Annotated in this window: 23 protein-coding genes; 18 read left to right on the top strand and 5 right to left on the bottom strand. The window is 68.5% G+C overall.

What is annotated here, in order from left to right:
- The first annotated feature begins 1 nt into the window (after position 1).
- The 17 genes from ACJX2R_RS25185 (at position 2) to ACJX2R_RS25105 (ending at position 16,911) form a co-directional block, all read left to right on the top strand.
- A complete protein-coding gene (locus tag ACJX2R_RS25185; RefSeq protein ID WP_413101978.1) occupies positions 2-697 on the top strand; it encodes an HAD family hydrolase in 696 nt (231 codons plus the stop codon).
- Positions 694-2,541: a hypothetical protein gene (locus ACJX2R_RS25180; protein WP_413101977.1), complete on the top strand. Its 1,848-nt coding sequence runs from the start codon at positions 694-696 to the stop codon at positions 2,539-2,541. The genes ACJX2R_RS25185 and ACJX2R_RS25180 overlap by 4 nt, the downstream gene beginning before the upstream one ends.
- Positions 2,538-3,488 carry a thymidylate synthase gene (locus ACJX2R_RS25175; RefSeq protein WP_413101976.1) on the top strand — a complete coding sequence of 317 codons (951 nt, stop codon included), beginning with the start codon at positions 2,538-2,540 and terminating at the stop codon, positions 3,486-3,488. Before ACJX2R_RS25180 ends, ACJX2R_RS25175 begins: the two co-directional genes overlap by 4 nt.
- Before the next feature lie 8 nt (positions 3,489-3,496).
- The gene (locus ACJX2R_RS25170) at positions 3,497-5,215 is read left to right on the top strand and encodes a carbamoyltransferase (protein ID WP_413101975.1); all 1,719 of its coding nucleotides are present in this window, start codon (positions 3,497-3,499) and stop codon (positions 5,213-5,215) included.
- Complete coding sequence (locus ACJX2R_RS25165; RefSeq protein WP_413101974.1) at positions 5,212-6,264, top strand: hypothetical protein; 1,053 nt, start codon at positions 5,212-5,214, stop codon at positions 6,262-6,264. The genes ACJX2R_RS25170 and ACJX2R_RS25165 overlap by 4 nt, the downstream gene beginning before the upstream one ends.
- A gap of 96 nt (positions 6,265-6,360) precedes the next feature.
- On the top strand, positions 6,361-6,870 hold the full coding sequence (locus ACJX2R_RS25160) for a topology modulation protein (protein ID WP_413101973.1): 510 nt from the start codon (positions 6,361-6,363) through the stop codon (positions 6,868-6,870).
- 31 nt (positions 6,871-6,901) lie between these two features.
- A complete protein-coding gene (locus ACJX2R_RS25155; protein ID WP_413101972.1) occupies positions 6,902-7,753 on the top strand; it encodes a class I SAM-dependent methyltransferase in 852 nt (283 codons plus the stop codon).
- Positions 7,750-8,511, top strand: a complete 762-nt coding sequence (locus tag ACJX2R_RS25150) for a phosphotransferase (RefSeq protein ID WP_413101971.1) — start codon at positions 7,750-7,752, stop codon at positions 8,509-8,511. Before ACJX2R_RS25155 ends, ACJX2R_RS25150 begins: the two co-directional genes overlap by 4 nt.
- Positions 8,508-9,164 (top strand): histidine phosphatase family protein, encoded by a 657-nt coding sequence (locus tag ACJX2R_RS25145; RefSeq protein WP_413101970.1) that lies wholly within the window; start codon positions 8,508-8,510, stop codon positions 9,162-9,164. Before ACJX2R_RS25150 ends, ACJX2R_RS25145 begins: the two co-directional genes overlap by 4 nt.
- Positions 9,161-9,997 (top strand): aminoglycoside phosphotransferase, encoded by an 837-nt coding sequence (locus tag ACJX2R_RS25140; protein ID WP_413101969.1) that lies wholly within the window; start codon positions 9,161-9,163, stop codon positions 9,995-9,997. The genes ACJX2R_RS25145 and ACJX2R_RS25140 overlap by 4 nt, the downstream gene beginning before the upstream one ends.
- 35 nt (positions 9,998-10,032) lie before the next feature.
- Positions 10,033-11,031, top strand: a complete 999-nt coding sequence (locus tag ACJX2R_RS25135) for an NAD-dependent epimerase/dehydratase family protein (RefSeq protein WP_307841506.1) — start codon at positions 10,033-10,035, stop codon at positions 11,029-11,031.
- 31 nt (positions 11,032-11,062) lie between these two features.
- Positions 11,063-12,184: an adenosylhomocysteinase gene (locus ACJX2R_RS25130; protein WP_413101968.1), complete on the top strand. Its 1,122-nt coding sequence runs from the start codon at positions 11,063-11,065 to the stop codon at positions 12,182-12,184.
- 5 nt (positions 12,185-12,189) lie between these two features.
- The gene (locus ACJX2R_RS25125; protein ID WP_413101967.1) at positions 12,190-12,741 is read left to right on the top strand and encodes an NUDIX hydrolase; all 552 of its coding nucleotides are present in this window, start codon (positions 12,190-12,192) and stop codon (positions 12,739-12,741) included.
- A 35-nt stretch (positions 12,742-12,776) separates the two neighbouring features.
- Positions 12,777-13,646: a 3-deoxy-manno-octulosonate cytidylyltransferase gene (locus tag ACJX2R_RS25120; protein ID WP_413101966.1), complete on the top strand. Its 870-nt coding sequence runs from the start codon at positions 12,777-12,779 to the stop codon at positions 13,644-13,646.
- Positions 13,647-13,750: 104 nt separating this feature from the next.
- Positions 13,751-13,915, top strand: coding sequence for a hypothetical protein (locus ACJX2R_RS25115; RefSeq protein ID WP_413101965.1), 165 nt, complete (start codon positions 13,751-13,753; stop codon positions 13,913-13,915).
- 157 nt (positions 13,916-14,072) lie between these two features.
- Entirely contained in the window at positions 14,073-14,378 is a 306-nt protein-coding gene (locus tag ACJX2R_RS25110; RefSeq protein WP_413101964.1) for a hypothetical protein, read from the top strand.
- 724 nt (positions 14,379-15,102) lie between these two features.
- Positions 15,103-16,911 carry a DNA cytosine methyltransferase gene (locus tag ACJX2R_RS25105; RefSeq protein WP_413101963.1) on the top strand — a complete coding sequence of 603 codons (1,809 nt, stop codon included), beginning with the start codon at positions 15,103-15,105 and terminating at the stop codon, positions 16,909-16,911.
- 8 nt (positions 16,912-16,919) lie between these two features.
- Here the strand turns inward: ACJX2R_RS25105 and ACJX2R_RS25100 are convergent, their stop codons facing one another.
- The gene (locus ACJX2R_RS25100) at positions 16,920-17,546 is read right to left on the bottom strand and encodes a hypothetical protein (RefSeq protein WP_413101962.1); all 627 of its coding nucleotides are present in this window, start codon (positions 17,544-17,546) and stop codon (positions 16,920-16,922) included.
- Between the two features lie 688 nt (positions 17,547-18,234).
- On the opposite strand from ACJX2R_RS25100, the gene ACJX2R_RS25095 reads away from it, so the two are divergent.
- Complete coding sequence (locus ACJX2R_RS25095; protein WP_413101961.1) at positions 18,235-18,438, top strand: hypothetical protein; 204 nt, start codon at positions 18,235-18,237, stop codon at positions 18,436-18,438.
- Positions 18,439-18,486: 48 nt separating this feature from the next.
- Here ACJX2R_RS25095 and ACJX2R_RS25090 read toward each other — a convergent pair whose 3' ends face one another.
- From ACJX2R_RS25090 to ACJX2R_RS25075, 4 genes are all read right to left on the bottom strand, one after another.
- Positions 18,487-20,496, bottom strand: coding sequence for an AIPR family protein (locus ACJX2R_RS25090; protein ID WP_413101960.1), 2,010 nt, complete (start codon positions 20,494-20,496; stop codon positions 18,487-18,489).
- Complete coding sequence (locus tag ACJX2R_RS25085) at positions 20,489-21,508, bottom strand: PD-(D/E)XK motif protein (RefSeq protein ID WP_413101959.1); 1,020 nt, start codon at positions 21,506-21,508, stop codon at positions 20,489-20,491. The genes ACJX2R_RS25090 and ACJX2R_RS25085 overlap by 8 nt, the downstream gene beginning before the upstream one ends.
- Entirely contained in the window at positions 21,505-24,282 is a 2,778-nt protein-coding gene (locus ACJX2R_RS25080; RefSeq protein ID WP_413101958.1) for a Z1 domain-containing protein, read from the bottom strand. Before ACJX2R_RS25080 ends, ACJX2R_RS25085 begins: the two co-directional genes overlap by 4 nt.
- A gap of 62 nt (positions 24,283-24,344) precedes the next feature.
- Positions 24,345-25,823 (bottom strand): ATP-binding protein, encoded by a 1,479-nt coding sequence (locus tag ACJX2R_RS25075; protein WP_413101957.1) that lies wholly within the window; start codon positions 25,821-25,823, stop codon positions 24,345-24,347.
- Positions 25,824-25,998 lie beyond the last annotated feature (175 nt).

Genomic DNA, 25,998 nt, shown 5'->3' with positions numbered 1-25,998 from the left:
CATGACCGTTCCCACTCCGGAGTCGCCACCAGTTCCGACCGCGCCGAGCGACAACGCGTCGCACGCTCTTCTCCTTGACCTCGACGGCGTCCTGCTCGACACCCGTCCGGTGATGCGGAAGGCGTGGCGGAAGGTCCAAGAGTTTCACCGCATCACCCTTCCGTTTCACGGCTACGAGCGCCACCTGGGGCGCGAATTCGGCGACATCATGCAGCGACTGGGTGTGACCGACGCCAAGGCAGTCCGCCGGACGTACGAAACGGAATCCGTCGGCGCCGCACACCTCGCGCAGGAATTCACTGGCATCGTCGAGACGCTCCACGCCTTCGTGGCCGCCGACTGGCGGCTGGGTGTGGTGACGTCGAAGCACGTCGATCGCGCGGCACTGCTCCTCGCGCGCCTCGGACGTCCCTTCGCGACCATCCGTACCCCCGCGGGGGCGGGCCGGACGAAGCCGGCCCCAGACCCGCTCCTCCTCGCCCTGGTCGACCTCGGAGTCGATCCCGCCGCAGCCGTGTACGTGGGGGACATGGCGGTAGACCAGGAATCGGCCGCCCGCGCCGGGGTCGCCTACATCCACGCTGGATGGGGATACGGGCAGCCCGCCTCTCCCGCACCCGAGACTGCCGCTTCGCCCAAGGAACTGCTGCGCCTTCTCCGCCCCGCCGAGCAGCTCGTCGAGGGGAGCATGGTGTGAGTGCCCCCACAACTGGTGGTCTGGGCCTGGTCCGCTCCGCCTTCGCCAGGAAGCCAACGTGGGCTCTCGTCGGTAGCGGCGCCCTGGCGCACGCAAGAACCGACCACGTCCACACCGCGGAACTGGAAGCGACGGCTGTCGACAAGCAGGCACTGCGCGTCGGCGTTGAAGACGTCATGGCTGCCCTCGATCGCTACAGCGCCTCGCTGGCCTCCACGCCGGGCGGAGCCGGCTGGCTCCACGTCCAGCACGTTCCCGTGCGGCGCTTCGTCGCTGAGATCGTGCGCAAGCTCCTGGCCCTGAACGCATGGGCGCCGTTCGCCTCGGCTCCAGGGCCCCTGGCCCTGGCCCCGTACGAGGGACTCGTGGGACTGCGTTCGAGCAGCTCGCGTGAGTACCTGGCCTACACCGTGACCTGGTCCGGCGTCGCGTACCTGCTCGGGGCTGCAGCACCGCACAACCCGACCCGCTCCGCCCAGCTCCGCAACCGCGCCCGGACGGGTACGGCGAACACGGTGCCGAGTCCGCTCCCCTCGAACCTCGGACGGCAGGACGTTCTGGCGCTGTCATGGACCTCCCGCCACGCTGCCACGCTGACCCCGGTTCTCGCCGAACTGGCACGCGACGGGCAGGAGAGTCTCCTGCTCGATCTCGCCACCGATCCCGCGGAGCGGTGCAGCGCGGGATCGGTCACGGGCATCGAGCTGCGCTCGGCTCCGAGCGACCTCTTCACCCTCTCCGGCACCGCCGAGGGCCTCCACCGGCCCGACGACGAACACGTTGTCCAGGTAGGGGGCCACGGTCTTCAGCTTGCGCGGCTTTTGCAGCTCTTGTCAGTGTTAGTCGAGACCAGTGGGGGCTGCACCCAGCCGTCGTGGCGGACCGTGGTGCGGGCGGAGAGCTGGCTCGACGACATGCTGTCGACCGCCCGGCCGCACACCGTCCTCGTGAGCAACGACACCAGTCCCCTGGGCGTGCTGGCCGCGCACGCCGCCGAGCGGCACGGAGCGAACTCGGTGCACGTCCAGCACGGGGCATGGACGGCGGAATCGGTCGCCTGGCCGGCCCTACACAGCCGCGACATCATCGTCATGGGCGAGCGGGACCTCGCTCTGGGCCGAGCGTGGGCGCGCCACCCCGAGGCCGAGGCGCACGTACTCGGACAGCCCCGCTTCGACGTACTCGCCAGCCTGGGCCGCCAGGCGCAGCGGCGGTACCTGGAGAAGCTGCTGGCACCGGGTGGCCGCCGCGCGCCCGCCCGGATCGCGGTGTGGGCCTGCCAGCCCTTCAACCCCGATCACCTCAAGTCCCACGCGGACCTCCTCCTGGACGGGCTCGCCAAGGCGGACGGCGACTGGGGGCTCGTCATCGCGCCACACCCGGCGCAGGGAGCCGACGCCTTCGCCGCTCTGGTGAAACGGGACGGCGGGTCGCCCGTCGCGGTGGCCGATCCCCGGATCGGAGCACGAGGCTGCCTCGTCGGCGCTGACGCCCTGGCGAGCGCGTACTCGACGTGCGGGATCGAAGCCGCGCTGCTCGGGGTCCCGGTCCTCGAAATCGGCCCGCCGCGTGAACGCACGCTGGACCTGGCCGGTCACGGTCTCGCGACCCGCTGCCTTGACGCCGGTGGCGTCGCCGAAGCGCTTTCCGCACTGCGTGAACCGCGTACGCCCATCCCGCAGACGGCCCTGGACGCGGTGTGCCGGTGGCGCGGCGACAGCGCGGCTCGGATCGCTCGCCTCATCACCGACCGCGCCGCATCCGCCAAAGGGTCGCGCAATTCCATCCACCAAGATGCGGGCGCCTCTGCGTCGCCCCAGGACGAAGGAGCATCCGTCCGATGACACGCCTCACCGCCGACAGCATGGCCGAGCTGTTCTCCGGCGCCGTCACGCTGGCCAAGTCCGGCGAGAAGGTCAGCCCCCGGGGCATGGCCACCCGCGAAGTCCGTGACGTGCACCTGCTGCTCACCCAGCCGCGCGCCCGCCTGCTCTACGCACCACCGGCCCGAATCGTGAACCCGGCCTTCGCGGTCGCCGAGACGGTTTGGCACCTGTCCGGATCCGACGCCTCGTGGATCTTCGACTACAACGACCGGCTGCGGCAGTACGCCGACGACGGCGTCCTCCTCGGTGCGTACGGACCCAGGATGCGGAACTGGGCCGGCAAGGTGGACCAACTGGCCCGCGTCGTGGAGATCCTCAGGGAGGACCCCGACTCCCGGCGAGCCCTGATCCAGCTCTACGACCCGGCCCAGGACGCCGCCGGGCACAAGGACGTGCCCTGCACCCTCGGTTTCCGGTTCCACCTGCGGGCCGGCCGCCTGCACATGGCGACCATGATGCGCGGCCAGGACGTGTGGATCGGCATGCCGTACGACGTGTTCTTCTACACCGTGCTGCACGAGCTGGTCGCCGGGTGGCTCGGCGCGGAGCTGGGCGAGTTCCACCTGCACGTCGGCTCGCTGCACATCTACGACGAACACGTCAAGCAGGCCGAGCTACTGACCTCGCTGGCGGCGAGCCCGCCCATGCCTGACCTGCGAACGCCCTGGACGGGCTTCGCCAGCCTGCTCGACCAGGTCGAGGCCCGCGACGTGACCGGCCACCCCGGCTGGGACGCGATGGCCGAGACGTTGCGCAGTTACCGGCTGTGGAAGGACGGCAAGCACGAGCAGGCGTGGCGGGCGGCCGACACGATCGACGGACCCCTCGGCCAGGCCCTCACCGCCTGGTACGGAGAGCTGAAGCGGCGCTCGGCCAAGCGCGACGCGACGGCCGGGGCAAGGTGACCGCCGCCATGAAGCGCACACCTTCCGTCGTCCTCGGCCTGTGCTCGTACACCCACGACTCGTCGGCCGCCCTTCTTGTGGACGGTGAACTCGTCGGCTTCGTCGAGGAGGAGCGCCTCTCCGAGCAGAAGCACACCAAGCTTTACCCGGCCCGCGCCATCGGGTGGCTGCTCGGCCAGGCCAAGCTGAGCGCCGACGACGTGGACGCCGTCGCCTACAACTTCCAGCCCTCCCGCTACCTCGCCGAGTCGCCCGCCGCCCTGCGCCTGGCGCTCTCGCCGGCGACGCGCGACCGGAGCCTGGCGCGTGCTCACGGGTTTGCCAAGGTGGCCGTGCGTACCCGGCAGCGGCTGCGTGTCCTCGGCAGCCAGTTCCCCTCTGCCCACGTCACCCCGGTCCTGCACCACCGCGCTCACCAGCTCACCGCCTTCGCCGCCTCGGGCTGGGACGAAGCCGCCGTGCTCGTGGTCGACAGCCTCGGCGAGCGGCAGACCACCACCATCGCGCGGGGCCACGGCACTCGTCACCCCCGGTCCCAGACGCTGGAAGCGATCAACGACCCGGCCTCCCTGGGGTACGTGTACGGCGCTGTCACCGAGCACCTAGGCTGGCGCCGGGGCGACGAGGAGGGCACCGTCATGGCGCTGGCCGCCCTCGGTGACCCCGCCCGCTTCCGCCACCTGTTCACCACTGCCGTCCGGACGACGGCCACGGGCTTCCGCATCCACCCCGGCTACTTTCCGACGCGCACCCTCACGTCGGGATACCCGAGGACATCCCAGCGCTTCGTCGCCGAGACCTGCCCCGAGCGGCACCCGAGCGAACCGCTCACCGACGTCCACCGAGACCTGGCGGCTGCCCTCCAGGAGCGGACCGAGCGGGTGATGGTCCACCTCGCCTGCCGCGCCCGTGTGCTCACCGGCTCCCGGCGCCTGTGCGTGGGAGGCGGTGTCGCCACGAACTGCGTGAGCATCGGGAAGATCATCGAGGCTGGCATCTTCGACGAGGTGTTCGTCCCGCCGGCACCGGGTGACGCCGGAACCGCGATCGGGGCAGCCCTCGCCGTGCACGTCGATGGGCGTACGCCTCGCCCGGTCGCCGGCATCGCCCGTCACTGTTACCTCGGTCCCTCCTACGAGGACCAGCCCCTCGACCTGACCCCCTGGCCCGGCCTCCACCAGAAGACCCTGGGCATCGAGACCGCAGAGTTCCTCGCCGACCAGCTCGCCCACGGCACGATCGCCGGACTCTTCCAGGGGGCCGTCGAAGCCGGGCCGCGCGCCCTGGGCAACCGCTCGATCCTCGCCTCTCCGCTGGAGCCCGGCGTCGTCGAGCGGCTCAACGCCACCGTGAAGTTCCGCGAACCGTTCCGGCCCTTCGCCCCCATGGTCCCCGCCGAGCGCGCCGCGGAGTTCTTCACCCTCGGCCAGCCGGCGCCGTACATGTCTATGGCCTCCGGGGTGACAGACCTGACGCGCGAGCGCGTGCCGGCCATCGTGCACGCCAACGGCACCTCCCGCCTGCAGACCGTCACCCGGTCGCAGAACCCGTTCATGCACGCGGTGCTGACCGCCTTCGGCCGCCGGACCGGCGTACCCGTGCTGATCAACACCTCCCTCAACGTCAAGGGCAAGCCGATCTGCGGGACACCCGAGATGGCCCTGGACTGCCTGGCGAACTCCGGAACCGACGCCCTGCTCCTCGAAGGGCGGTGGATCACCAAATGAAGATCGGATACAGCTTCTGGGGCTTCCTCGGCAACGGCGTCACCGACACCCCCGACGGAGGCCGCAGCCACCGCCGCCCCTTCGTCGACGCCCTCCTTGCCCGCGGTCACGAGATCGTCTTCCTCCAGGCCGACCGCGACCGCCTCGAAGCCGGTGACGACCTCGGCGGCGCGTACACCTTCGACGACGGCCTGCCCAGGATCGACGCTCTGTTCCTGGAGTGGCGCTGGGCGATCCCCGGCCGCAACACCACCGTGTGTGGCAGCGAGGGGCACACCTGCGACCTCCACCGGCAGGCCCAGCTCATCAACCACTACACGGCCCGGCACCAGACGCCCACCGTCATCTGGGACAAGGACCGCACCCTGCGAGCCGAGAGCGTGTGGCGCCGCACGGCCCACACCCGCGTCTGCGAGGCCGCACTCGCGCCGACCCCCGGAGCGCACTCGCTGCTCTTCCCCGTCACCGAGGACCTCCTCGCCCAGGCCGATCCCCTCACCCTCGCGGCGCGGCCTCGGGATCTCGCGCTCGGCTACGTGGGCAACCAATACGACCGGGACGAATCCTTCGACCGCTTCTTCGCCCCGGCTGCCGCCCGCGTCGAGCACCTGGTCGCCGGGAAGTGGACGAAGACCGGCCGCTGGCCGTACGTCCGCTTCGCGGGCCGGATCCCGTTCGAGGCCGCCGCCGGCATCTACGGCCGGTCCCTGGCCACGGTGCTCATGCTGCCCGAGCGGTACGCCGCCGTCGGGCAGATGACCCAGCGCATCTTCGAGGCCGTGCTCGCCGGCTGCCTGCCGCTGGCCCCGGCGGACATCCGCTTCGCCGACCGGTTCGTCCCGAAGGAGCTGGTCGTGTGCTCCGGCAGCGACGTGCTCGAACGCCTCTCCTGCCTGCGCGAGATCGCCGGCACCGAGCAGCACGCAGCCCTGATCGCCGCGTGTGTGGACCGCCTGCGCCTGTTCGGCCTGAGCCAGCAGGTCAACACCCTGGAGTCCGCCCTGCACGGCCTCCTCCAGACCACGGCGACCGAGCGGGGAGCTGCCTGATGCAGACCGCTCGATCGACCACGGCGCGCGGATCCTCCGGGCGCGTCCCGGAGGATGGGTCCGCCGGACACCCGAACCTCTCTACGCTGGAGCACCATGAAGAAGGTCGCCATCGTCGGCTGCGGAGGCAGCGGCAAATCCCACGTGGCCCGCGAACTGGGCAGGTTCCTCGACGCCCCGGTGGCGCACCTGGACGCCGCGTTCTACGACGACGAGTGGAACGCGTTGCCCATGGACAAGTTCACCGACGTGCAGCGCGAGCTGGTCGCGCAGCCGCGGTGGGTGATCGACGGCAACTACAACTCGACGCTGCCGGTACGGCTCGAAGCCTGCGACACGGTGGTCCTGATGGACGTGTCGACCGTGGCGGCGCTGTACGGGATCTTCTCCCGGCAGATCCGGTATGGGGCCGGGCACAAGGGCAACGGGGTGCACAACCGCATCCACTGGGGCGTGATCAAGTACGTCGCCACGTACCGGCGCAAGATGCGGCCCCGCGTGATGGCGAAGATCGAGGAGTTCGGCTCCGGCGCGGACGTGGTGCTGCTGGCCAACCGGCGTCAGACGCGCCGCTGGCTGCGGAAGGTCGCCGCCGAGCAGTCCTGACCGGTCCGCGCCCCCGGTCAGGGGGTGCGGCATGAACGAGCCCAACCCGTTCCTGGACCCCGCCCGACAACGGGAGCTGTACGGACACGCCTCGCGGCTGGCCGGGCGGACCAGCGCCCTGATGCGCGCCAAGACCGCCGGCCGCCCCGTGCCCGAGGCGATCGTCAGCCTGGTGCAGACCCACCACGGGCAGCCGGACCGGCTCGGCGTGGTGCTCGACATCGGCTGCGGTCGCGGCACGAGCAGCCTCGTCATCGTCGAGCAGCTCCGGCCGCAGCGCGTCGTCAGCCTGGACGCCGCCCCCTCCTTGCTCGCCCAGGCCCGCGAGCGCGCTAAGGACCTGCCCGACAGCACGGTGGACTTCGTCGAAGGCGACTTCCACGACCTCCCCCTGCCCGACAGGTCGAGCGATGTCGTCATGGCTGCGTTCTGCCTCTACCACTCGCCGCACCCCGAGGACGTCGTCGCGCAGATCGCCAGGGTCCTCGCCCCCGGGGGTCTGGCCGTGCTCGTCACCAAGGGCCTCGACAGCTACCAGGAGATGGACCAGCTGGTCGCTTCCGCCGGCCTCGATCCGCGTGCCGCCCAGCACGAAAGCCTCTACACCGCAGCCCACAGCGGCAACCTCGCCGACCTGGCCGCCTCCTCGCTCGACGTGATCGCCGTCCTGGACGAGGAGCACGTTTTCACCTTCGACGGCCACGACCACACGGCACAGTACCTGGCCACCAACCCCAAGTACGACCTCGCGCCCGGCCTGTACGGCAACCCTGGGGCCTTGGCGGCGACCCTGCACGAGTTCCTTCCCGACCAGCCGCTGACCACCCGGTCCCGCATCACCTTCGTCGTCGCCCAGCCGAAGGAAGGAGGAGGGCCGGCATGAGCCCCGCCCCGTTCACCAAGCACTACGTGAAACCGGAGCGTGCGGCGGGGGCGGTGCGCCACTACCGGTGGCTCACCGCACACGCCAAGCCGCTGTGGCAGCCGGCCCTCCACACCGCCGGACCGCAGTCCCTGACGTTCGAACGGATCGAGGGCCGCTCCGTACGCCCCGAGGACCTCCCGCGCGTGGCGGAACTGCTCGGCCACGCCCACGGTGCCGCCTGGGCCAGCGACCTGCACTCCGCGTCGCTGGACACCCCGCACCACTTCCAGGACGGCACGGCGTTCGACGACTACCTCGGGCCCCGGAAGGTCGCCCTACGGCGACGCCACGAGCAGGGCTACCTACCGAACAAGACGGCACTGCACGCGATGCTCGGCCTTCTGGAAGCGACCACCGAGGGACCTTGCGCCTTCTACAAGGACAGCAACCCGCGGAACTTCATCATCACCAGCACGCAGGACATCGTCGCCGTCGACACCGACGACCTGTCCCTCGCCCCGATGGGCTACGACCTCGCCAAGCTCATCGCGACGCTCCACCTGACGTACGGACCGCTCACGGACCAAGACGTCAACGCTGCCCTGCTCGCGTACAACGCGGCGGCCGGAAGCCACAACGCCCGGCTCGGCACCACAGACCGCGAACGACTCGGCGACTTCCTGTCCCTGCACGCCGTCCTGAACGCGCCCTACGTCGGGCGCAACGGTTACCGCTACAGCTGGCCGCTCCGCTCCCACCTCCGAGGAGCCTCATGATCATCACTGAACTCGTCTTCGTACGGCACGGCCAGGCCCAGTGCAACGCCGACGGCGTTGTCGGGGGCCCGCGCACCTGCACCGGCCTGACCAATCTCGGGTACGCCCAGGCTGAACAGGCCGCACGCCGCCTGGCTACCGAACACCTGATGAAGCCCTTCGACGTGGTCTTTGCGGGCCCGCGGATCCGTCTCGTCCAGACCGGCGAGATCATCGCCCAGACGCTCCAGATTCCACTGCTCCACGACGACCGTCTCGACGGCCCCGTCCACGGCGATGCCGACGGCAAACCCTGGGATGCGGTGAAGACGGCCGCCAACGGCGGACCGCATGCGCATCCCGACACTCCCTGGGCCGCTGGCTCCGACACCTGGAACGGGTTCCTGAAGCGCACCAGCAGGAACCTGAGTCAGCTCATCGGGGAGAACCAGGGGAAGCGCATCGTGTTCGCGGCCCACGGGGAGACGGTTATCACCGCACACACCCTGCTGCTCGGCATCCCGATCGGCTCGCCGGCCGGATTCACCCACAACCACGCCTCCATAACCCGCTGGCAGCACCACCGCAACCGCCTGGGCCAGACCCGCTGGATGCTCGACCGGCATAACGACACCGAGCACCTCAGCCTCCTCACGCCGGAGCCGACCCCGTGATCGCGACCTCGGACGACCCCCGCATACGACTGGCGCACCGCCTCCTCGGCGCAGTCGAGATCGCAGCGGACCCCGCGCTCCCGCCCCGCGTCGTACGCCTGGTCGTCGGCGACGGGCGTCGCTTCATCGCGAAACAGCACGCGGAGCGAGACCGGTACGCCGGAGAGCTCCACGCCTACGGGGCGTGGGGCACCCATCTGACTGGTCACGCGCCGGAGTTGGTCGGCTGGGACGACGCCACCCGCACCCTGCTGCTCACCGTACTCACAGGCGACCGCGCGGACACCGTCGCTCCGGGCTCACCCGAGGAGGAACTGGCCCACTACGAGGCCGGGTGCGTGCTCGGCAAGCTGCACCGAGCCACCGCCATGCCCCAAGGCGGTGCCGTCGGCGCCGCACTCGCCGAGCGGTTCCAGCGGTGGATCGACCGGGCCGTCCACGCCGACCTGCTCGACGCGGCAGAGGAGAACCTGCTGAAGCACCACGCGGTGATCCTGGGCGCCAGCCACATGGACAGCGCGATCTGCCATCTCGACTATCAGCCGCGCAACTGGCTACTCGGCGACACCTTCGGCATCTACGACTTCGAGCACATGCGACGCGACGCCCGGGTCCGTGACTTCGCCCGGCTCGAATTCCGACGCTGGCAGGCCGCACCCCACCTCCGCACCGCCTTCTTCGACGGCTACGGGTGCCCGCCGAACGACACCGAACGACGCCTCCTGGAGTCCTTCGGCGCCATCGAGGCGGCCACAGCCATGGTCAAGGGCCACCAGGAGAACGACGCCGCCCTCAGCGGGCACGGCAGAACCGTCCTGTCCCGGCTCACCTGACTTACCCCTTCGACGACACCTCTCTGGAGATCCCCGTGCCACAGCACGAGCAGCCCCCGACCAACGCTGCCCCCCGACGGGCGTTGGTGACCGGCTCCGCCGGATTCATCGGCTCACACCTCGCCCACGCCCTCGTCCAGGCCGGCACCACCGTGATCGGCGTGGACCGCCGAGACCCGTCCACCGACCCGACGGCCGCCGCCAACCTCGCAGCGCTGCGAGGACGCCCGGGATACCACCACGTCACGGCCGACCTCCTCCACTGCGCGATCGACCCGCTCCTGATCGACGCCGACGCGGTCTTCCACCTCGCCGGCATCCCCGGTGTACGGCCCTCCTGGGGACCGCAGTTCGGCGACTACCTCGCGTCCAACGTGCTGGCCACCCACCGCGTCCTCGAAGCCTCCACCCGGATCGGCGTCCCCCGACTGGTAGTCGCCTCCTCCTCCAGCGTCTACGGTCCGACCGACGGCGACGCGAGCCTCGAGACCGACCGTCCCAATCCCGCCTCCCCGTACGCCGTGACCAAGCTGGCCGAGGAGCAGCTCTGCCTCGCCTACGCCGAGCGCCCCGTCGGCCCCAGCGTCGTCGCCTTGCGGTACTTCACCGTCTACGGCCCCCGGCAGCGCGCCGACATGTTCACCCACCGCGCCCTGTACGCCGCCCTGACCGGACAGCCCCTGCGTCTGTACGGAGACGGCCACCAGCGCCGCGACTTCACCTACATCGACGACGTGGTCGCCGCCACGATCGCCGCCGCCGTCGTTCCGACCGCGCACGGCGCCATCAACGTCGGCGGCGGATCGAACGCATCGCTGCTGGACGTGATCAACATCGCCAACAGCCTCACCGGCCGCGAGATCCAGCTCCAGCAGGACCACGTGCGCAACGGGGACGTCCTCCTGACCCGTGCCGATCCCGGCCGCGCCGGAGAAGTCCTCGGCTGGCAGCCGCGCGTCGACCTCCACAGCGGACTGCGCGCCCACATGCAGGCCCTGGCCGCGCCGGTACCGGACTACAGCCGGGCCGCGTAGCCCTACGCCTCGGAATCCGAGAGGAGTGCTCATGGAAACCCCCGAGCGAGCGCGGCTGGACGCCTTCTTCCGGAGGATCACCGCGCAGTTCCCCGCCAGCCAGGCGATCACGACGCTGGTCATCACGCACCTGCTCCCGGAACGACCTGCGTTCTTGCGCGCCATGACCGCGGTGTCCACGATCGGCGCCGTCCTCCCCAAGCCCCGGTCGATCCACCAGCCGACCCTCGACACCGTCCGCCGCAGCCTGCCGGTCCACGACCTGACCCGGGAGCGGTTCACCGACGAGACCCAGGCCCTGCACTACCTGGAGGACACGGCCGGCGGCCAGGACGTCGTCCTGGTCGACATCGGCGGGTACTTCGCGGCCAGCCTCGACACCCTCGTGAACAAGTTCTCCGGCCGCGTCCTCGGCGTCGTCGAAGACACCGAGAACGGACACCAGCGGTACGCGGCCCTCGGGTCCCTGCCGTGCCCGGTCGTGTCCGTGGCCCGCTCCCCGCTCAAGGACTGCGAGGACCACCTCGTCGGTCGGTCCATCGTGTTCTCCACCGACGCCCTCGTTCGCGCCCGCGGGGACATCCTCACGAGCCGCAGCGCCTGCGTCATCGGCTTCGGAAAGATCGGGCGCGCCATCGCCCAGACCCTGCGCGCCCAGGACCTGCGCGTCACCGTGTACGACCACGACGCGGTCAAGCGGGTGCAGGCGCACGCCCTCGGCTTCCGCACCAGCGCGTCCACCACCGAGGCCGTCCACGACGCGGAACTCGTCCTGTGCGCCACCGGCAATCTTGCCCTCCGGCACGAGGATTTCGCCGCCCTGCGCAACGGCGCGTACCTCGGATCGGTGACCTCCTCCGAGGACGAGCTCGAACTCAGCAGCCTTGACGACCTCTACGAACGCCAGCCCGTCGGACCCCAGTTGACCCGATACGAGGTCACCGGCCACTACTTCTACGTTCTCGCCGACGGGGGTGCCGTCAACTTCGTGCACGGCGCCGCCGTCGGCACCTACATCCACCTCGTGCAGGCCGAGATACTCGCCGCCACCGCCGCACTCAGCCACGACCGCTTCCAGCCCGGACTGCACAAGATGCCGGCGGCCGACCGCGACACCATCGCCAGAACCTGGCTCCGCCACTTCGAAAGGTGATTCCGGTGCCTCCCTCCGTCGACCACGTCCGCTCTGTCACCGAGGCGTACCTCGCCCGCCACCCGGACGAACGCGATTCCCTCACCCTGCTGTTCGCCGCGCTCGCTGGCACGGACGCCCCCACGAGCCGCAAGACGTACCCCGCCCACGTGACCTGCAGCGCCATCCTCATCGACGGCGACCGGCGCGTACTGCACATCGTGCACAAGGCGTCCGGGAAACTGCTGGCGCCCGGCGGGCACAACGAACCGGCTGACCGGCACCTGCGCGACGCCGCCCTGCGCGAACTGCACGAGGAGGCCGGCATCCCGCCCAGCGCCGTCGTCCCCCTCTCCGGCTACGAGGACGTTCCCCTCGACATCGACGTGCACACCATCGACGCGAACCCCTCGAAGGACGAGCCGACCCACCACCACGTGGACTTCCGCTGGGCCTTCCACCTCGGCGCAGAGCACGCGGTGACGCTCCAAGAAGAGGAGGTCGACGGCTACGAATGGCGGCCGTTCCCGAGTGCCGCTTCACCCACCGTCCGCGCCAAGCTCGCCCTGCTCACGTGAAGTGCCCACTCCGACCCGACCACCAGGAGGACGCCGTGGCCGCCACCACAGCCCAGCCGACCGGTGCCAAACCGCGCCGGCATATCGCCGTCATACCCTGCCGCTGGGGTGCTTCGCGCTTCCCCGGCAAACCACTGGCCGTCCTCGGCGACAAGCCGCTGCTCTGGCATGTTCACCAGCGTTGCCTGGAGGCCAAACGTCTCGACGGAGCTGTCGTGGCGACCGACGACGAACGCATCGAAGCGGCGTGCCGTCAACTGGGCATCGAGTGCATCCGTACCGGAGAGCACCTCACCGGCACCGATCGCGTCGCGGAGGTCGCCGAGCGCCTGCCGGCCGAGGCGTACATCAACGTCCAGGGCGACGAGCCGTTCATCTCGCCGACCGCCATCGACGACATCTCCGAGGCCCTGGAGTACAAGCCGCCGGGCACGCTCGCCGTGAACGCATATGCCGAGCTGCACGACCCGGGCGCCGTCCTCGACCACAACGTCGTCAAGGTCGTTGTCTCGGCCCAAAGCAAGGCTCTGATGTTCTCGCGCCAGCCCATCCCCTACCCCAAAGGCGACCGCCCGAAGTACCTGCGCCAACTGGGTCTTTACGGCTTCACCGGCCCAGCTCTCCAGCACTTCCTACAACTCCAGCAGGGGCCCCTGGAGCGCGCCGAGGGAGTGGAGATGCTGCGCTTCGTCGAGCACGGCCACGCCGTACACATGGTTCCGGTCCTGGACGACGGTGTAGCGGTAGACACCCCGGAGGATCTGGCGCGGGCCGAGCGCCTCCTCGATCAGTACGGCGGAGCTGTCCACACGCGTGGTACCGCAGGGCGTTCTGCACCGTGTGACGAGATCAGATCCTCATCCGAGACCCGCGACCGATCTCGCGCCTGCGTGAGCTATGCGTGAGCGGATGGGGCGGCACACGGTGGACTGGCTGGCATGTTGGGTCTTGAGTGCATGCCCTGACCTGGGGTGATGGGATTCTGTGACACGAGCCAGCACCACCCGACATGGTTTTGCAGGCCCTGCCGTCCGTGGCGAACCGGGTTCTGGAGTACGGCTTGAGAGTCGCCGGGCCGAACGGACCGAGCTCCTGCTCGATCCATGACTCCACCACCTTCGCGCTGCTCACCCTCCACACCTTCGTTCAGGGGGGCTATGCCTTGCCCGGTTGAGAAGCAGGACCGATCGCCAAAGGCAGCCGAAGCGAGGGGAGGTGCCCACACTGCCCAGCGGCTTCCTCGGCCTGCTGCGACAGTAGGTGGGGAACCCCGCACCACCCCGGAAAGCTCCTTCCGGGGTCCTGTTCGGCCACGAGGTGATGCTCAGGACATGCGAGGGGTGACAGAGCATCTGACCACCGGCGAGCGCGTCGCCTGGTACCGGCGGGCGCCGAACCCGGGAGAGGGCGACAAGGTCCTCTACCTCTTCGACGGGGGCTGTCTCGGCGAGGACGAGCGTCAGCGCATCGCACTGCCAACTAACGAGCTCCGCAGCTGTGACTTCCACGATGCCCAGCAGCTGCCGGAACTCACCATCCCCCGTCTGGTACGTCGCATCACCGCTAGCATCGAGGCCCGAGCCAACGGCGCAACTGCCTACCTGGAGCACGGAACGGCACCGGGAGCTGCTTCGTAGCCAGGGCGCACCACTCCACCGTCAGAGGCGTCGCCCGAGGCTCTGCGCGAGCGCGGGACGGATCCGCTGGCTGTCACCGTCCAGGAGATCGCCGCGGTGAACACGCCCGAGAACGTGCGGGCGATCGAGTGCCAGATCTCGGGTTTCAGCGCGGGGCCCGAGCCGACGTGCTCCGTTCCGACGCCTCTCGTGCGACGTGGCGTCCGGTGGGACGAGAAGCAGCTCGCACCAAGAGGCCCGGGCTCTCTGGGGCTCGGTTTGACCCAGTGCTGCATTGAAGGGCACGTACGCGACTCGAACGTGTCTTCACCGGCGTTGTGTCGTTTGTCAGGGGGCGGTGGACAGGCGGTGTCGCATCGCACCCGCCAAGAGCGCACGTGATGACGGTGGTTTCCACTATGATCGATCACCTTGGGCACAGAACAACGGTTCGAAGCTGCAGGCAGGGGGATGTGCGGAGGCCGTGGCTGGCGGTGGGGAAGCACTGGCCATCAGCTCTACTGATCCGGTTGGGGGACCTGCGGAAAACCTTGCTTCCACCAGCGCGTCTGTGTTCTCCTGGTGCTCGTTCATGTCATGTGTCACGGAGGGTTGTGCTGTGAGTCAGGGGCACTACGGCGTACCTCTTGAACGCAGTGACTGCCTTGAGCTGCCGTCCCACCCTCACAGCTGTACTCCGGAGTCCTTTCAGGGGTGGCTGGGGGGCTTCGGTCAGGGTAAGCGCTTGGCCGTCGACCTCTTCTCCGGTGCCGGTGGTCTGAGCGCGGGCGTCGAGCGTGCCGGGTGGACCACCGCCGCCGCCGTGGACACCGACGAGCGCGCACTCGAGACCCACAGAGCGAACTTCCCCGGCCTGAGCCTGCGGATGGATCTCGGTGATCCCAAGGAGCGGGACAGGCTGGAGGCGATCCTCGAGCCCGCAAGGATCGACCTCGTCGCAGGGGGGCCTCCGTGTCAGCCCTTCAGCAGGGCCGGGCGCAACAAGATCCGCGACCTTGTGAAGAACCACGGGCGGGATCCGGAGGACCGCCGGAAGGAGCTGTGGAGCGCCTATCTGGACATGGTCAAGCGGATCAGGCCACGGGCGGTTCTCATGGAGAACGTTCCCGACATGGGGCTCCATGACGACTTCTTCGTGATCCGGACGATCGAGGAAGAGCTCGAGGAACTCGGGTACGCGACGCAGGCGCGGCTCGTCGACGCATGGAGCTACGGCGTACCACAGCACCGAAAGCGCCTCATCCTCCTCGCCAGGAGCGACGTCGACGACTTCATCTGGCGCGAGCCCGATCCGCAGCGCACCACGCTGCGTGACGCGATCGGGGACCTCCCGGAGCTGGAGGTCGTCGCCACCGAGCGGGTCGGACAGCGGAAGCTGACCTATCGGAAGCCGCGCAAGATCTCGAAATTCGCGGAGGAGATGCGGGCGGGCGCGACCCGCGGCGTGATCTGGGACCACATGACCCGAAGGGTCCGTCCGGACGACTACCGGATCTTCCAGGTCATGGACTCCACCACCAAGTACTCCGAGTTGCACGAGAAGCTGGGCAAAAAGGAGAAGAAGTACCAGCGGTACAACCCAAACAAGTACACGGACAGGTACAAGAAGCTGGCCTGGAACGAGCTCAGCCGTACCATCACGGCCCACATCGCCAAGGATGGCTACTGGTACATCCACCCGGAGCAGCTGCGTACTCTGACCGTGCGTGAAGCTGCACGCGTGCAGACCTTCCCGGATCGGTTCCGGTTCGCAGGTACCCGGAGCGACGCCTTCCGGCAGATCGGCAACGCTGTGCCCCCGCTGCTGGGCGAGGCCGCCGCTGAGGTGCTGAAGCCAGTCGACGGCTCCGGCGCCACGTCCGGACTCCAGCCTCGGTGGCGGGAGGTTCGGAACGCGCTCACTGACTGGGCGGAACGACGACGCGCCGGAAAGGACTGGTACCAGCTCCCGAGCGAGGAGCCCGTGCCACTCCATGCCGCCGTCGTGGCCGTACTGTCCGGTGCCAAGGTCAGGCCGGACGCCATGGCGGAGATCATGGACATTGTCAGGAATTCGAGGACGCTGACCTCGACGCTGTTCAGGAAGCTGGTCGATGCGGCACCCACGAAGCCCGCCCGCGCGCGGGTGGACCGTCTGGAGCCACTGGTCGACAAGCCGAGTGCTTGGCGGACGGACCAGAAGCTCAAGGTGCCGGCCAAACTGTCGATGAAGCCGTCTGAAGAGGCCCTCTACCTGCTGCTGGTCGGCGAGGACCTCATGCTGGTCGGCACGGGGAACCTGAGGGTCGCGGCGAGAGCCAACGGCGTCGACGAAGATCACGCGAACCGGCTCAGTGAGGGGCGCGTCAACCTGGTGAAGCTCGTGGGTGCGGGGAAGGACGCGCCGCTGCGTATGGCGGCGATCCGACTCATCGGTACGGACCTGTGCCGGGACACCCAACCCGTCTGTTCGGACTGTCCGCTCGTAGCTCACTGCGTTCGCCGTAGAGAGCTGTCCGACGACCTGCTGACTCTGGCCGTCGCAGGGGAGTGACTCGTCCCTCAGTAGTCGTCGACGTGCTCGAGTGCCTCGTCGAGCCCCTCGACCCACGTCGGGTCCGGCAGGGAGTCGAAAGCTTCTCGGTGTTCCACAATCGCTTGGCCCAAGGCGTGGAGAGCGGTCACTGAGCGGCTGTACAGATACCACCGCCCCCGGCGCTGGCCGACTCCGCAGCCCGCGGGTTTCGCGAGCTCGATGATCAGGGCGCCGCGCTCCGCGTCAGGGGCGACCCCCACCATCGGGTAGTCGGCATGGTGGTTTGCGGTCTCGCCGGAGCAAGAGTAGAAGGTGGCGGTCCGGGCTGCGCTGAGGGCGAGACTCAGTCCGGCGACTTCGACGTCGTTGCCCTGAAGGGCGCACATGAGGTCGAAGTATGCCAGGTCGGCTGATTCCCGCATCGCGTCGAGAAGCTCCTCTACACCGCCAGATGCGTCCGACGAGGCCGCTCTCGCGAGGATCTCGGCTTCCCTCGCAAGGCACTCTTCTGCTTCTGCCCAGCCGGGCAGTCCGAGGCAGTGGTAGCCGTGGTGTTCGGTGAAACCACCGGCCACGTCCTCGGCCGTCAAGCCGCTTCGTATATCGGCTGGTTCGTAGTCGTATCCGATCTCTATGCCGAACTTGGGAATCATGGGCCAATGACGACGGACGGGGCTCCAGAACGGGCATTGCCTGGAATTTCGGCCGTCGCCGAGGTTTGGGATCCGGATGCCGTGAGAGTACCCGGTCCGACGTGCGCTGCGACCGGCGCGGCCGGGCAGATGACCTCGACGGCTTTGTCCGGGCGCCCTGCCGGGCCCGCGTACCTTGATCCGTTGCGCCACGCGAGCGGACGCCGCCGCCCTGTCCCTGTTCGTAGGCCACAGCTGCCACTTGCCGAGCGGCGCCCTCGGTGTCACGGCGTATCTCGCACTCCCAGATCCGCACCACGGTCCAACTGGCCTCCGTGGTGTTGCCTCTGTCCCGCTCCCTGTTCGCTGCGATCTTCTTCTGCCGGAGAGCGGCGTTGGGGCCCGGGAACTCGTCAGGGCAATGCTCCGGGCAGCCGTGCCAGAAACGGCCGTCGACGAAGACGGCGATTCGGTACGGAAGAGCACGAAGTCGGCGGTGCAGCGCCGCGCGACCCGTCGCTGGAGGCGGAACCTCAGGCCCAGTCGGTGCACGGCTTTCCTGAGAGCTACTTCGGGCCTGGTGTCCTTCGTTCGCCGACCGCGAAGGTGTTCGCCTTTCGCGGTGGAGACCCACTGCCCCGCCGGCGCCCCTCCACTCGCTCCGGTCACGATCCCAGCCTCAGCCTGTTGACGTCCTCCGAGGACGAGAGTGCCAGCTCTCCTCGTGCTCCGTGAACCCGCCGAAGTCAGTGTTGATGACCAAGGCTGTGTCGAGTTGCCGCTGGGCCTCCTGGTAGAGGCCAGCCTCTTGCCGGGGGTCGGCCTGGTCGCCTTCAGCGACGGCGACGAGCGCATCGTACTGAGGCGCGCCGAGGAGGCGGTCAGGGACTTGGTGGAGAAGGGGATGCTCTGACCCAGAGTATGCCGGTTTCGAGCTGTCATCAACGCTCTAACCCGGGGTCTACGGGGCGGGGTTGAACCCCAGACGCAGTGCTTCGTTGCGAGCATGCAGTGCCTGGACGGCTTGCACCTCGGGGACTTCCTGCTCCAGTTCGAGCCTCCTGCCCACGAACTGAGCCAGCTGTCGCTGCCACGGTTCGAGGGCGCGTGTCTCCTTGGCCCAGCGTTCGATCGCGTGCCACTCGTCGGCGGGAATCAGCGCTGCCTCCTCGGCAGCTCCGGACTCGGGTCCGGTTCCGCCAGAGAGAGCGGCCTCGTCCAATGGATTGTCGAGCAGTTCCGTGGACAGAGCACGCGGCATCGTCCAGGGGTCTGCGGACACCGCGTCCCAGCAGGCCACCTTCTTGGCCCACTCCCCGACGTGATTGCCTTCCAGCGGCGTGGTCACCGCCCTCATGACTCGTGGGCAGAGGTCGTGGATAGCGGATTCCAGGACTGGTGTCACCGACTGGTCCCGCCAGATCCGGTCGAGGTCGATCCGCCGGTCCGTGGCCAGTGAGAGACGCGCCACGGTGTAGGTGGTGATCATGCTCTTGTGGCTGCCAGCACCGTGGATGGCGGCGATGCGGTCAACGGTCTTGAACAGGACGGCCATGGCGATCACCCGCTGGCAGTACTGGAGGTCCACCCGGGGCGGAGCCTCCTCGACGCGCAGCATGAACTCGACGAAGTTCTTCTGTGCCCCGCGACTGACCAGGTACGGGAGCCGGTGCCAGGAGTGGACGAACTTGGCGAGGTCCGCCTTCGTGAACTTCTTCTTCGTCGGGTTGAGCTTCTTGAACTGCCGTTGCCTTGCAGGCGTCCGGGCTTTGGCCAGCTCGTCCGTGTACTGGCCGCGTGCACGTTCGTAGAACCAGTGGGTTTCCTGACCGCTGCCGTCCGCTGCGGGGGCCCACAGAGAGCGGGTGATCCGCTGGATCTCCACGTGGTAGTCGTGGTTGGAGCTGAAATCGACCTGGGTCACCCGGTTCTGCGTGTTGGAGTACTCCGAGATCTTCGGAACGATCTCGGCGAGTCGGTCGGGGGCGACCTCCGTCAGCTTCATCTGCACCCGTGCGTCGGACAGGTCAGCCTTGTCACGGGTGAGTGCGTAGTGGAGCGAGGCGGTCGTCTGGCCCCCGTTCACGATCTGCAGGCCGTGGATCCCGGAGATGTGGGTGGGCTCGCCGTTCGGGCTCGTCACGAAGTCGACCTGTGACGCCGTCGCGGTGATCCCGTTGTTGTAGGCCAGGAAACGGCCTGGCGCGTGCAGGAGGGTCTCCCGGATTCCGCGGTTGACCGAGCCGCGGGTCTGGAGGAAGGAACGGACGTTCAGTTCCAGGAGCCGCGTGCCGTACTCGGCGTACAGCTCCGCGAGCATCTGCCCGGGTATCACCGCCAAGGCGACGGAGTGGTCCTCTTCCGAGGAAGGCGCAGCGACGCAGGGGAGCGGCGGAGAGAAGGGCACCACGATGGGCTCGCCGAGCGAACCCGACGTCGCGTGACGGTGCAGGCGGGCTAGGTCCCACACCTCGTGGACCACCGGGAGGCCGTCGAGGTCCGACGCCGGCACCTCCGTGAAGGTGCCGACTCGGTTGCTGAGCAGGAAGAGTCTGATCCGCTGCACCTCGGTGAGGGCCTTCTCGACCGCCGCGCACATGTCGTATACGTCGAAGGACTCGTCGATGTGCTGCTGCAGCCCGTCACGGCAGCGGGTCGCGAAGGTCAGAAGCCGCCTGAAGAGCGTCTCGGTCTGTGCCTTGCTGAGCTTGGTCTCCAGCGGCGCCAGATGGAAGTCCGTGACGAACAGATCCAGGGATTCGCCCGACTCCCCGATCTCGTAGCCGTGGACCTCGTGTCCGTGCGCCTTGTGGTAGGCGGTGAAGGTGTTGGAGACGATGCCGGCCTGTTCGAGGTCTTCGAAGACCCGCCTGGTGAACGCCTCCGGGGTGGTCGTCCCCTCGGCGTCGGCCGTCGCCTGGACGTCGGCGACCAAGCCGCGGGAGAACTCGCCCAAGTCCAGCTCAGCCATGGGATCCCCCGATCATCTCCCGCACCTCGTCGATGTGTGCGCGGAAGGCGTCCAGACCCGAGGTGCTCACCTGGTACGAGCAGTCGCCGACCCCTTCGGGGAGGTCGGACTCGGTCAGCCGGGGAAAGCCGTCTTGTACGTGCCAGAAGCGCAGGTCCCGCACGGTGTACCGGGGCTCGTCGTAGCAGTCCCGGTGCGCCGGCAGGTAGCCCGCCTGGATGAGAAGGCCGTCGAAGCGGGCTCGGGCGGCGGGGTTGGTGAGCTGCTGCCGTATGCGGTCGACTCGCCTGTTCAGGCTCTCGCCGGAACCTCCGCGCCGCTCGTCCAGCTGCAGGAATGCGAGGAGGAGGGCAGGGGTGCCGGTGCTGTCCAGTTGCCGCTCGCTCGCGATCCGGATGTTCCGGGGCCGCTTGGCGGTGCTGACCTTGGTCTCGATGGCCACGTCCGGCAGCTGGAAGTCCTGGTTGGTCCCCGTGGGGCCGGTCCAGGCGTCGACTGCTTCGGACTGGGAGAGCTCTGCGATCAGAATGTCTCCCAGCAACAGGAGTTCGCCGTACAATCCACGCCGCGCCTCGGCGCTGAGTCCGTCCGTACTGACGGCACGCAGCAGGTCCTGCCACCGGCCGAACCGCGCCACGGCGGCAGCCAGGGCGTCGGCAGCTCCCGAAGCCGCCTGCGCGGTGGCGGCAACGTCCGCGACGAGCGGGTTGAACACCTCCCGGAGCGCGTTCTCGGTCAGGATCACCTGCAGCTCGTACTCCAGGCGGGATACCGCGCTCAGGTTCATCTCGATCCCGGCGGCCCTCGGAAGACGGCCGACCGACCGTACGACGGGGTCAGCGGAGCGGGCGTCCGTACGGAAGACAAGCATGCGCTGCCGATCGGGATGGGAGACGGAGAGGAAGATGTCGAGCGGGGAATCCGGGTACATGCGGATACTGGAGCGCCCCGGGGTGTCCTGCGGGCTCTCCAGCTCCTTCCACTCGTCCTCGGTGACGCCGGTGACCGTCACGCCTCGTCATCCTCCTCGTCCTTGGTGTAGATGTCCTCCTGCAGCCAGATGGAGTTGGCCTCGTATTCGGTCTTGGACTGGTACTCGGAGTGCGGGAAGCTCAGCTGGAACCCCACGAGGGGGGTTGTCTGACCGTCTTTGGACGCATCCGGCACCGCGAGGGGGTAGACCAGCAGCAGCCCCTGGTCGGTCCGCCGCTGCCGCCGGATGTGCGGGCCGGCCGGAGTCTTGGGAGCCGACGGCTTGTCCTGCAGCTTCGCGGCCTTCTCGGCGGCCTCGCGGGCCGCAGTTTCCTGGTCGTCGTCGAGGTCGATCATCTCGTCCGGCGGGCTGAGCACCCTGCGGATCGTGTACCGGCCCTCGTCCGTGAACTTGGGGTTGAGTGCCTTACGGGTCACGAGGCCAACCGTGTGCCCGGCGATCTCTTGAGGAGTGTCCGACGTCGTGCTGCCGACCAGGCAGACCGTCCAGTCGCCGAGCTCGCCGACCCTCGTGCACTGATCCACGTACTTCGCGATGAGCCTCGGCCGGACGCGCTGCGCCATACGGTCGGTCTCGTACGAGGTCAGGAACTCGGAGACGATCTCCGCGGGTACACCGTCCCACCGGACCTTGCCGTTCGGTGCTCCGATCGGTGCGGACTCGGTGATCGCGTCCATACGACGAACGAGCGCCTCCAGGGCCTGGTAGTTGCGCTCGACGGTGCCCTTCGTGAGATTGAAGATGACGGTCTCCGGCCCCTCGCCGGAGTAGCTGAGCATGATCTTCGTGCTCTGCCGCATCTTGTTGGCTGCGGTCACGGTGAGGCCCAGGGAGGAGGCCCGCACCTTGAGGCCGAACTGTTTCGGGGTGAGGCCGAGGGTCGCCATCTCCTCGACTTCCCTGCGCAGTTCGTCCGTGGCGGCCGTGACCTCCACGTAGGCGTCCTCGAGAGCCGGCATGGTGTAGAGGCGGCACAGGTCCTCGTACCCGGGGCGGTACCCGAACCACCGGCCCATCTGCAGCAGTGTGTCGTACGTCTTCGACGGCCGCAGGTAGTAGCTGACCGTCAGGCCCTCCAGGGTGAGACCGCGGGAGAGCTTCTGCCCGCCGATGGCGATCACAGAGAGGCCGTTCCTGCGGTTGTCGTAGTAGTCGAGTGCGTCTTTGGAAGAGCCGTTCACGGTCTTGACCTGGATCTTCCGGAGGGCCGGAAGGAGCTGGTCGGAGACCTGGTCCCAGGTCAGGCGCTCGGCCTGCTCGGCTTCGAAGCAGTCCGTGGTCGGGACGAAGTCCCTCTCCCACAAGGCACGGAACTCGGCACGGATCTCGGGCCCCTTTCCGTAGCGGTCGCGCATCATGTCGACGACGAGGTGCAGGTGGTCCTGGACCTGCTCGTGCACCAGGGTCTGCACGGCGGTGAAACGGGTGACGTGCACCAGCATCGAGTTGTGGACCTTCGTCTGCCCCCGGGCCCGGCGGGCGGCGCAGGAGAGTACGAACGAGAGGATCGCCTCGCGCAGGGACTCCGGAAGGTTTCCGGCAGGGACGTCGCCTGATTTGTGACCGGAGGGGAGCCAGGCATCACTGTCGTCCACGTTCCGGACGAGCGGCAGGGCCTGCACGTCGTCCTCGTCCTCGTCCTCTACCTGGAGGCCGAAGACCCGTTCGGGGCCGAAGTAGTTCGACGGGGACGGCAGACTGCGGATGAAGCTGGCGGGGAAGAGGTCCTCGCCCGCCTCGGAGTTGTCAGCCTCGGGATCAATGTAGATATTGGCGAACGGCGTGGCCGTGTAGCCCACGTACGCGGACTTGTCGAAGCTCTTCATGAGCTTGCGGATGGCCGCGTTGGTCTTGGTCGGATCCGCCTCCGGGTCACGCACCGTGTTGATGGAGGCGTTGTCGGCCTCGTCGTCGATGACGAACAGCGGGAGGTCGCTGATGACCTTGTCGCCGTTCTCGTCCTCGACGCCGTGGACGTCCAGCACCCACTTGCGTACGTACTCGAGGATCTTGTAGTGCTTCTTGACGACGAGTACGACGGGGAAGTCTCCCAGGGGGAAGTTGATCGCCTTCGCAGTTGCGAGGCCGAAGTCGCCCTTCTCACCGCTGTTGGTCGGTGAGGCGATCTTGAGCTTCTTCACCAGAGGCATCTTGCCCACGCCTATGGCGCGAGAACGCTCGTTCTCGTCCGAGCGGCTCTGGTTCTGGGTGTCGAAGCCCAGGAGCCCCTCGTCGATCCGGAGCTGGGTCTGGCTGCGGAGGTCGTTGTGGATACCCGCGAGCACCACGATGAAGCGGTAGCCGGCGTCCACCGCTTTCGCCGTGAGCCCGATGTACTGGCCGGTCTTTCCGGACTGCACCTGGCCGATCACAAGGCCCCTGCGGCGCCACGGGCCCGGGCGGCGGGGGTCCTCCAGCTGGCTCAGTACGTCGTCCGAGCTCTGGTCCAGTCGGCGTACGACCCACGGCGGGAGATTGACGACGTCCTCGAGGTACCTGCGGTAGCGCTCCCAGAAGTCCCAGTCGCGGTCGTTCTTCGCCTCGGGGAGCCACGGTTCGTGTCCCTCGCGCTCGGTGAGGGCGAGGGACCGTTCCTGGAAGACGGCGGTCAGGGCCTCGATCTCCTTGACCAGCTGGTCCCGGTCGATGGCCTCACCCTGCGCCGCCATCATGCCGAAGATGACGTTGACCGCGTTGTGCACATCGTCGGTCTTCGGCTGCCGGTCCTGAGGCAGGAAACTGAGAACCAGCCGCCTGGCCTTGGCCATGGGGTCGTCGGGAACGTCGCTCACGTGGAACCTCCGGTCGGACGAAGTCGATGTCTGGGAGCGTAGGGGCGACCACTGACAACGCGTCACCTGCTCCAGAAGCCCTGCAGTTGGTCGAACGGCGGCATGGTTCGCAACCGTTCCTTGGCGGCGGACGGCGAACGGCCGCCCGAGACGAGGGACTCGTAGATGCGCTGTGCGACCTCGACTGCCGCGTCGTCAGCCGGGCCCGGGCCGCCGAACGGTTCCGGGTCGTCACTGCTGTCGGTCTCGTGCATCACGCGCAGCGCCGTGACGGGGATCGTCTCCTCAAGGAGGCGGATCAACGCGCGCACGTCGGCGCTGGTGTTGCCGCCCGGACGCAGAGCGGCCTGAACCAGCGGGTGGCTGCGGTTGATCCTGCAGGTGATCCGGCCTTCGGGACGGCGTACGAGCCACGCGTACGACAGAGGGTCGCCGTGAGTGCGGGCGGCGACCTGCCCCCGGTACCGGAGCACGTCCGCCGCGGTCGACCGGGCCTTGCGCGCGATGCGGTTGAGATGCGGCCGGAGAGCGACGGGCGGGACGACGCTCGACTTCCTCACGTCGACGCTCCACTCGGCGTCCGTCTCGGCGGGGATGTCGACGGCGATGCGCGCCAGGTTGTACTTCTCCTCACGGCGCATTCCACGTTGCCCCAGCCAGTCACCGGCCAGGATCAGCCGGTTCCGTCGGTAGACGTAGAAGCCCTGCTGGTCGAGCCATCCTTCAGGACCGGCGGCTTGGTCGTACTCCTCCGGGCTGAGCCGGTGCGAGCCGGGCAGGATGAACGCCTCGACCCGCACCGAGTTGCCGTCCAGCGGCAGCTCCTCCGGCTGGAGGGGCTGTACCGAGGGGTGGTTACGCAGGAAGGGGTCCCATGCTTCTACTGCGCTTCCGCGAACCCGCAGGTCTCGGCGTCGGGGGCCGGTGAGGAATCGGGTGAAGACCATGCCGAGGTGTGACTCGGTACGCGTCGCCTCGGCGTAGAACTGCTTCTGGATGCCCTCGTCACCGGTGCTGACATCGGCGGCGTGGTATCCGTTGAGCCGCCGCCAGAGCACGATGGTGCCGTGACCGGAGTCCTCCCGGAGTCTGTCCAGTACGGCCGTGGTAGCGGCGTCCGCGTCGTGGAGCAGCCGCCACTGGCCCGACTGCTCGACGACGTCGAGGTCCCAGGTTCGGGTGTGCCACTGCCCGCCGGCCTTGGCCGAGCTCACGGTGAGCTGTCTGGCCTGGGAGAACGAGGCGGACTTGAGGCCGACGCCGAATCGGCCGAGATCGGTGGCCGAACGTGGCGTCGCGGGGCCGCGGGCAGCCACCGTCATGGCTGTGACGAGCTCCTCGACGGTCATGCCCCAGCCGTCGTCGACGACGGCAATCCACGAGTCGGCTCCGGCCCAGGTGAACTCCACGTCGATGGTCCGGGCCTCGACGGAGATGCTGTTGTCCACGAGGTCGGCGACGGCAGCTGGCAGCGAGTAACCCAGCGAGCTGAGCGAAGCTACCATGCCCGCGGGTTCGGGGGCGGCGATGTCGTACTTCATATATGCCCGGCTCTGCTTCCCCGTGACGATGTTCCTCCGGAGGGGGACCGTCCCGGAGACTCGGTGAAACCGTGTGCATGCGACCCCGACCAAGAGGGACCACTACGTGCGTTCGTCCGCTCAGTGCGACGCACCCCACCACGAATCGATGCTACGGGAGCAGCACCGCATGCTG

It is taken from the genome of Streptomyces sp. Inha503 (assembly GCF_047215865.1).
GTDB lineage: Bacteria > Actinomycetota > Actinomycetes > Streptomycetales > Streptomycetaceae > Streptomyces > Streptomyces lycopersici.
Note: the sequence above shows the minus strand (reverse complement) of the source record. Positions and strands in the feature narration are given on the sequence as shown.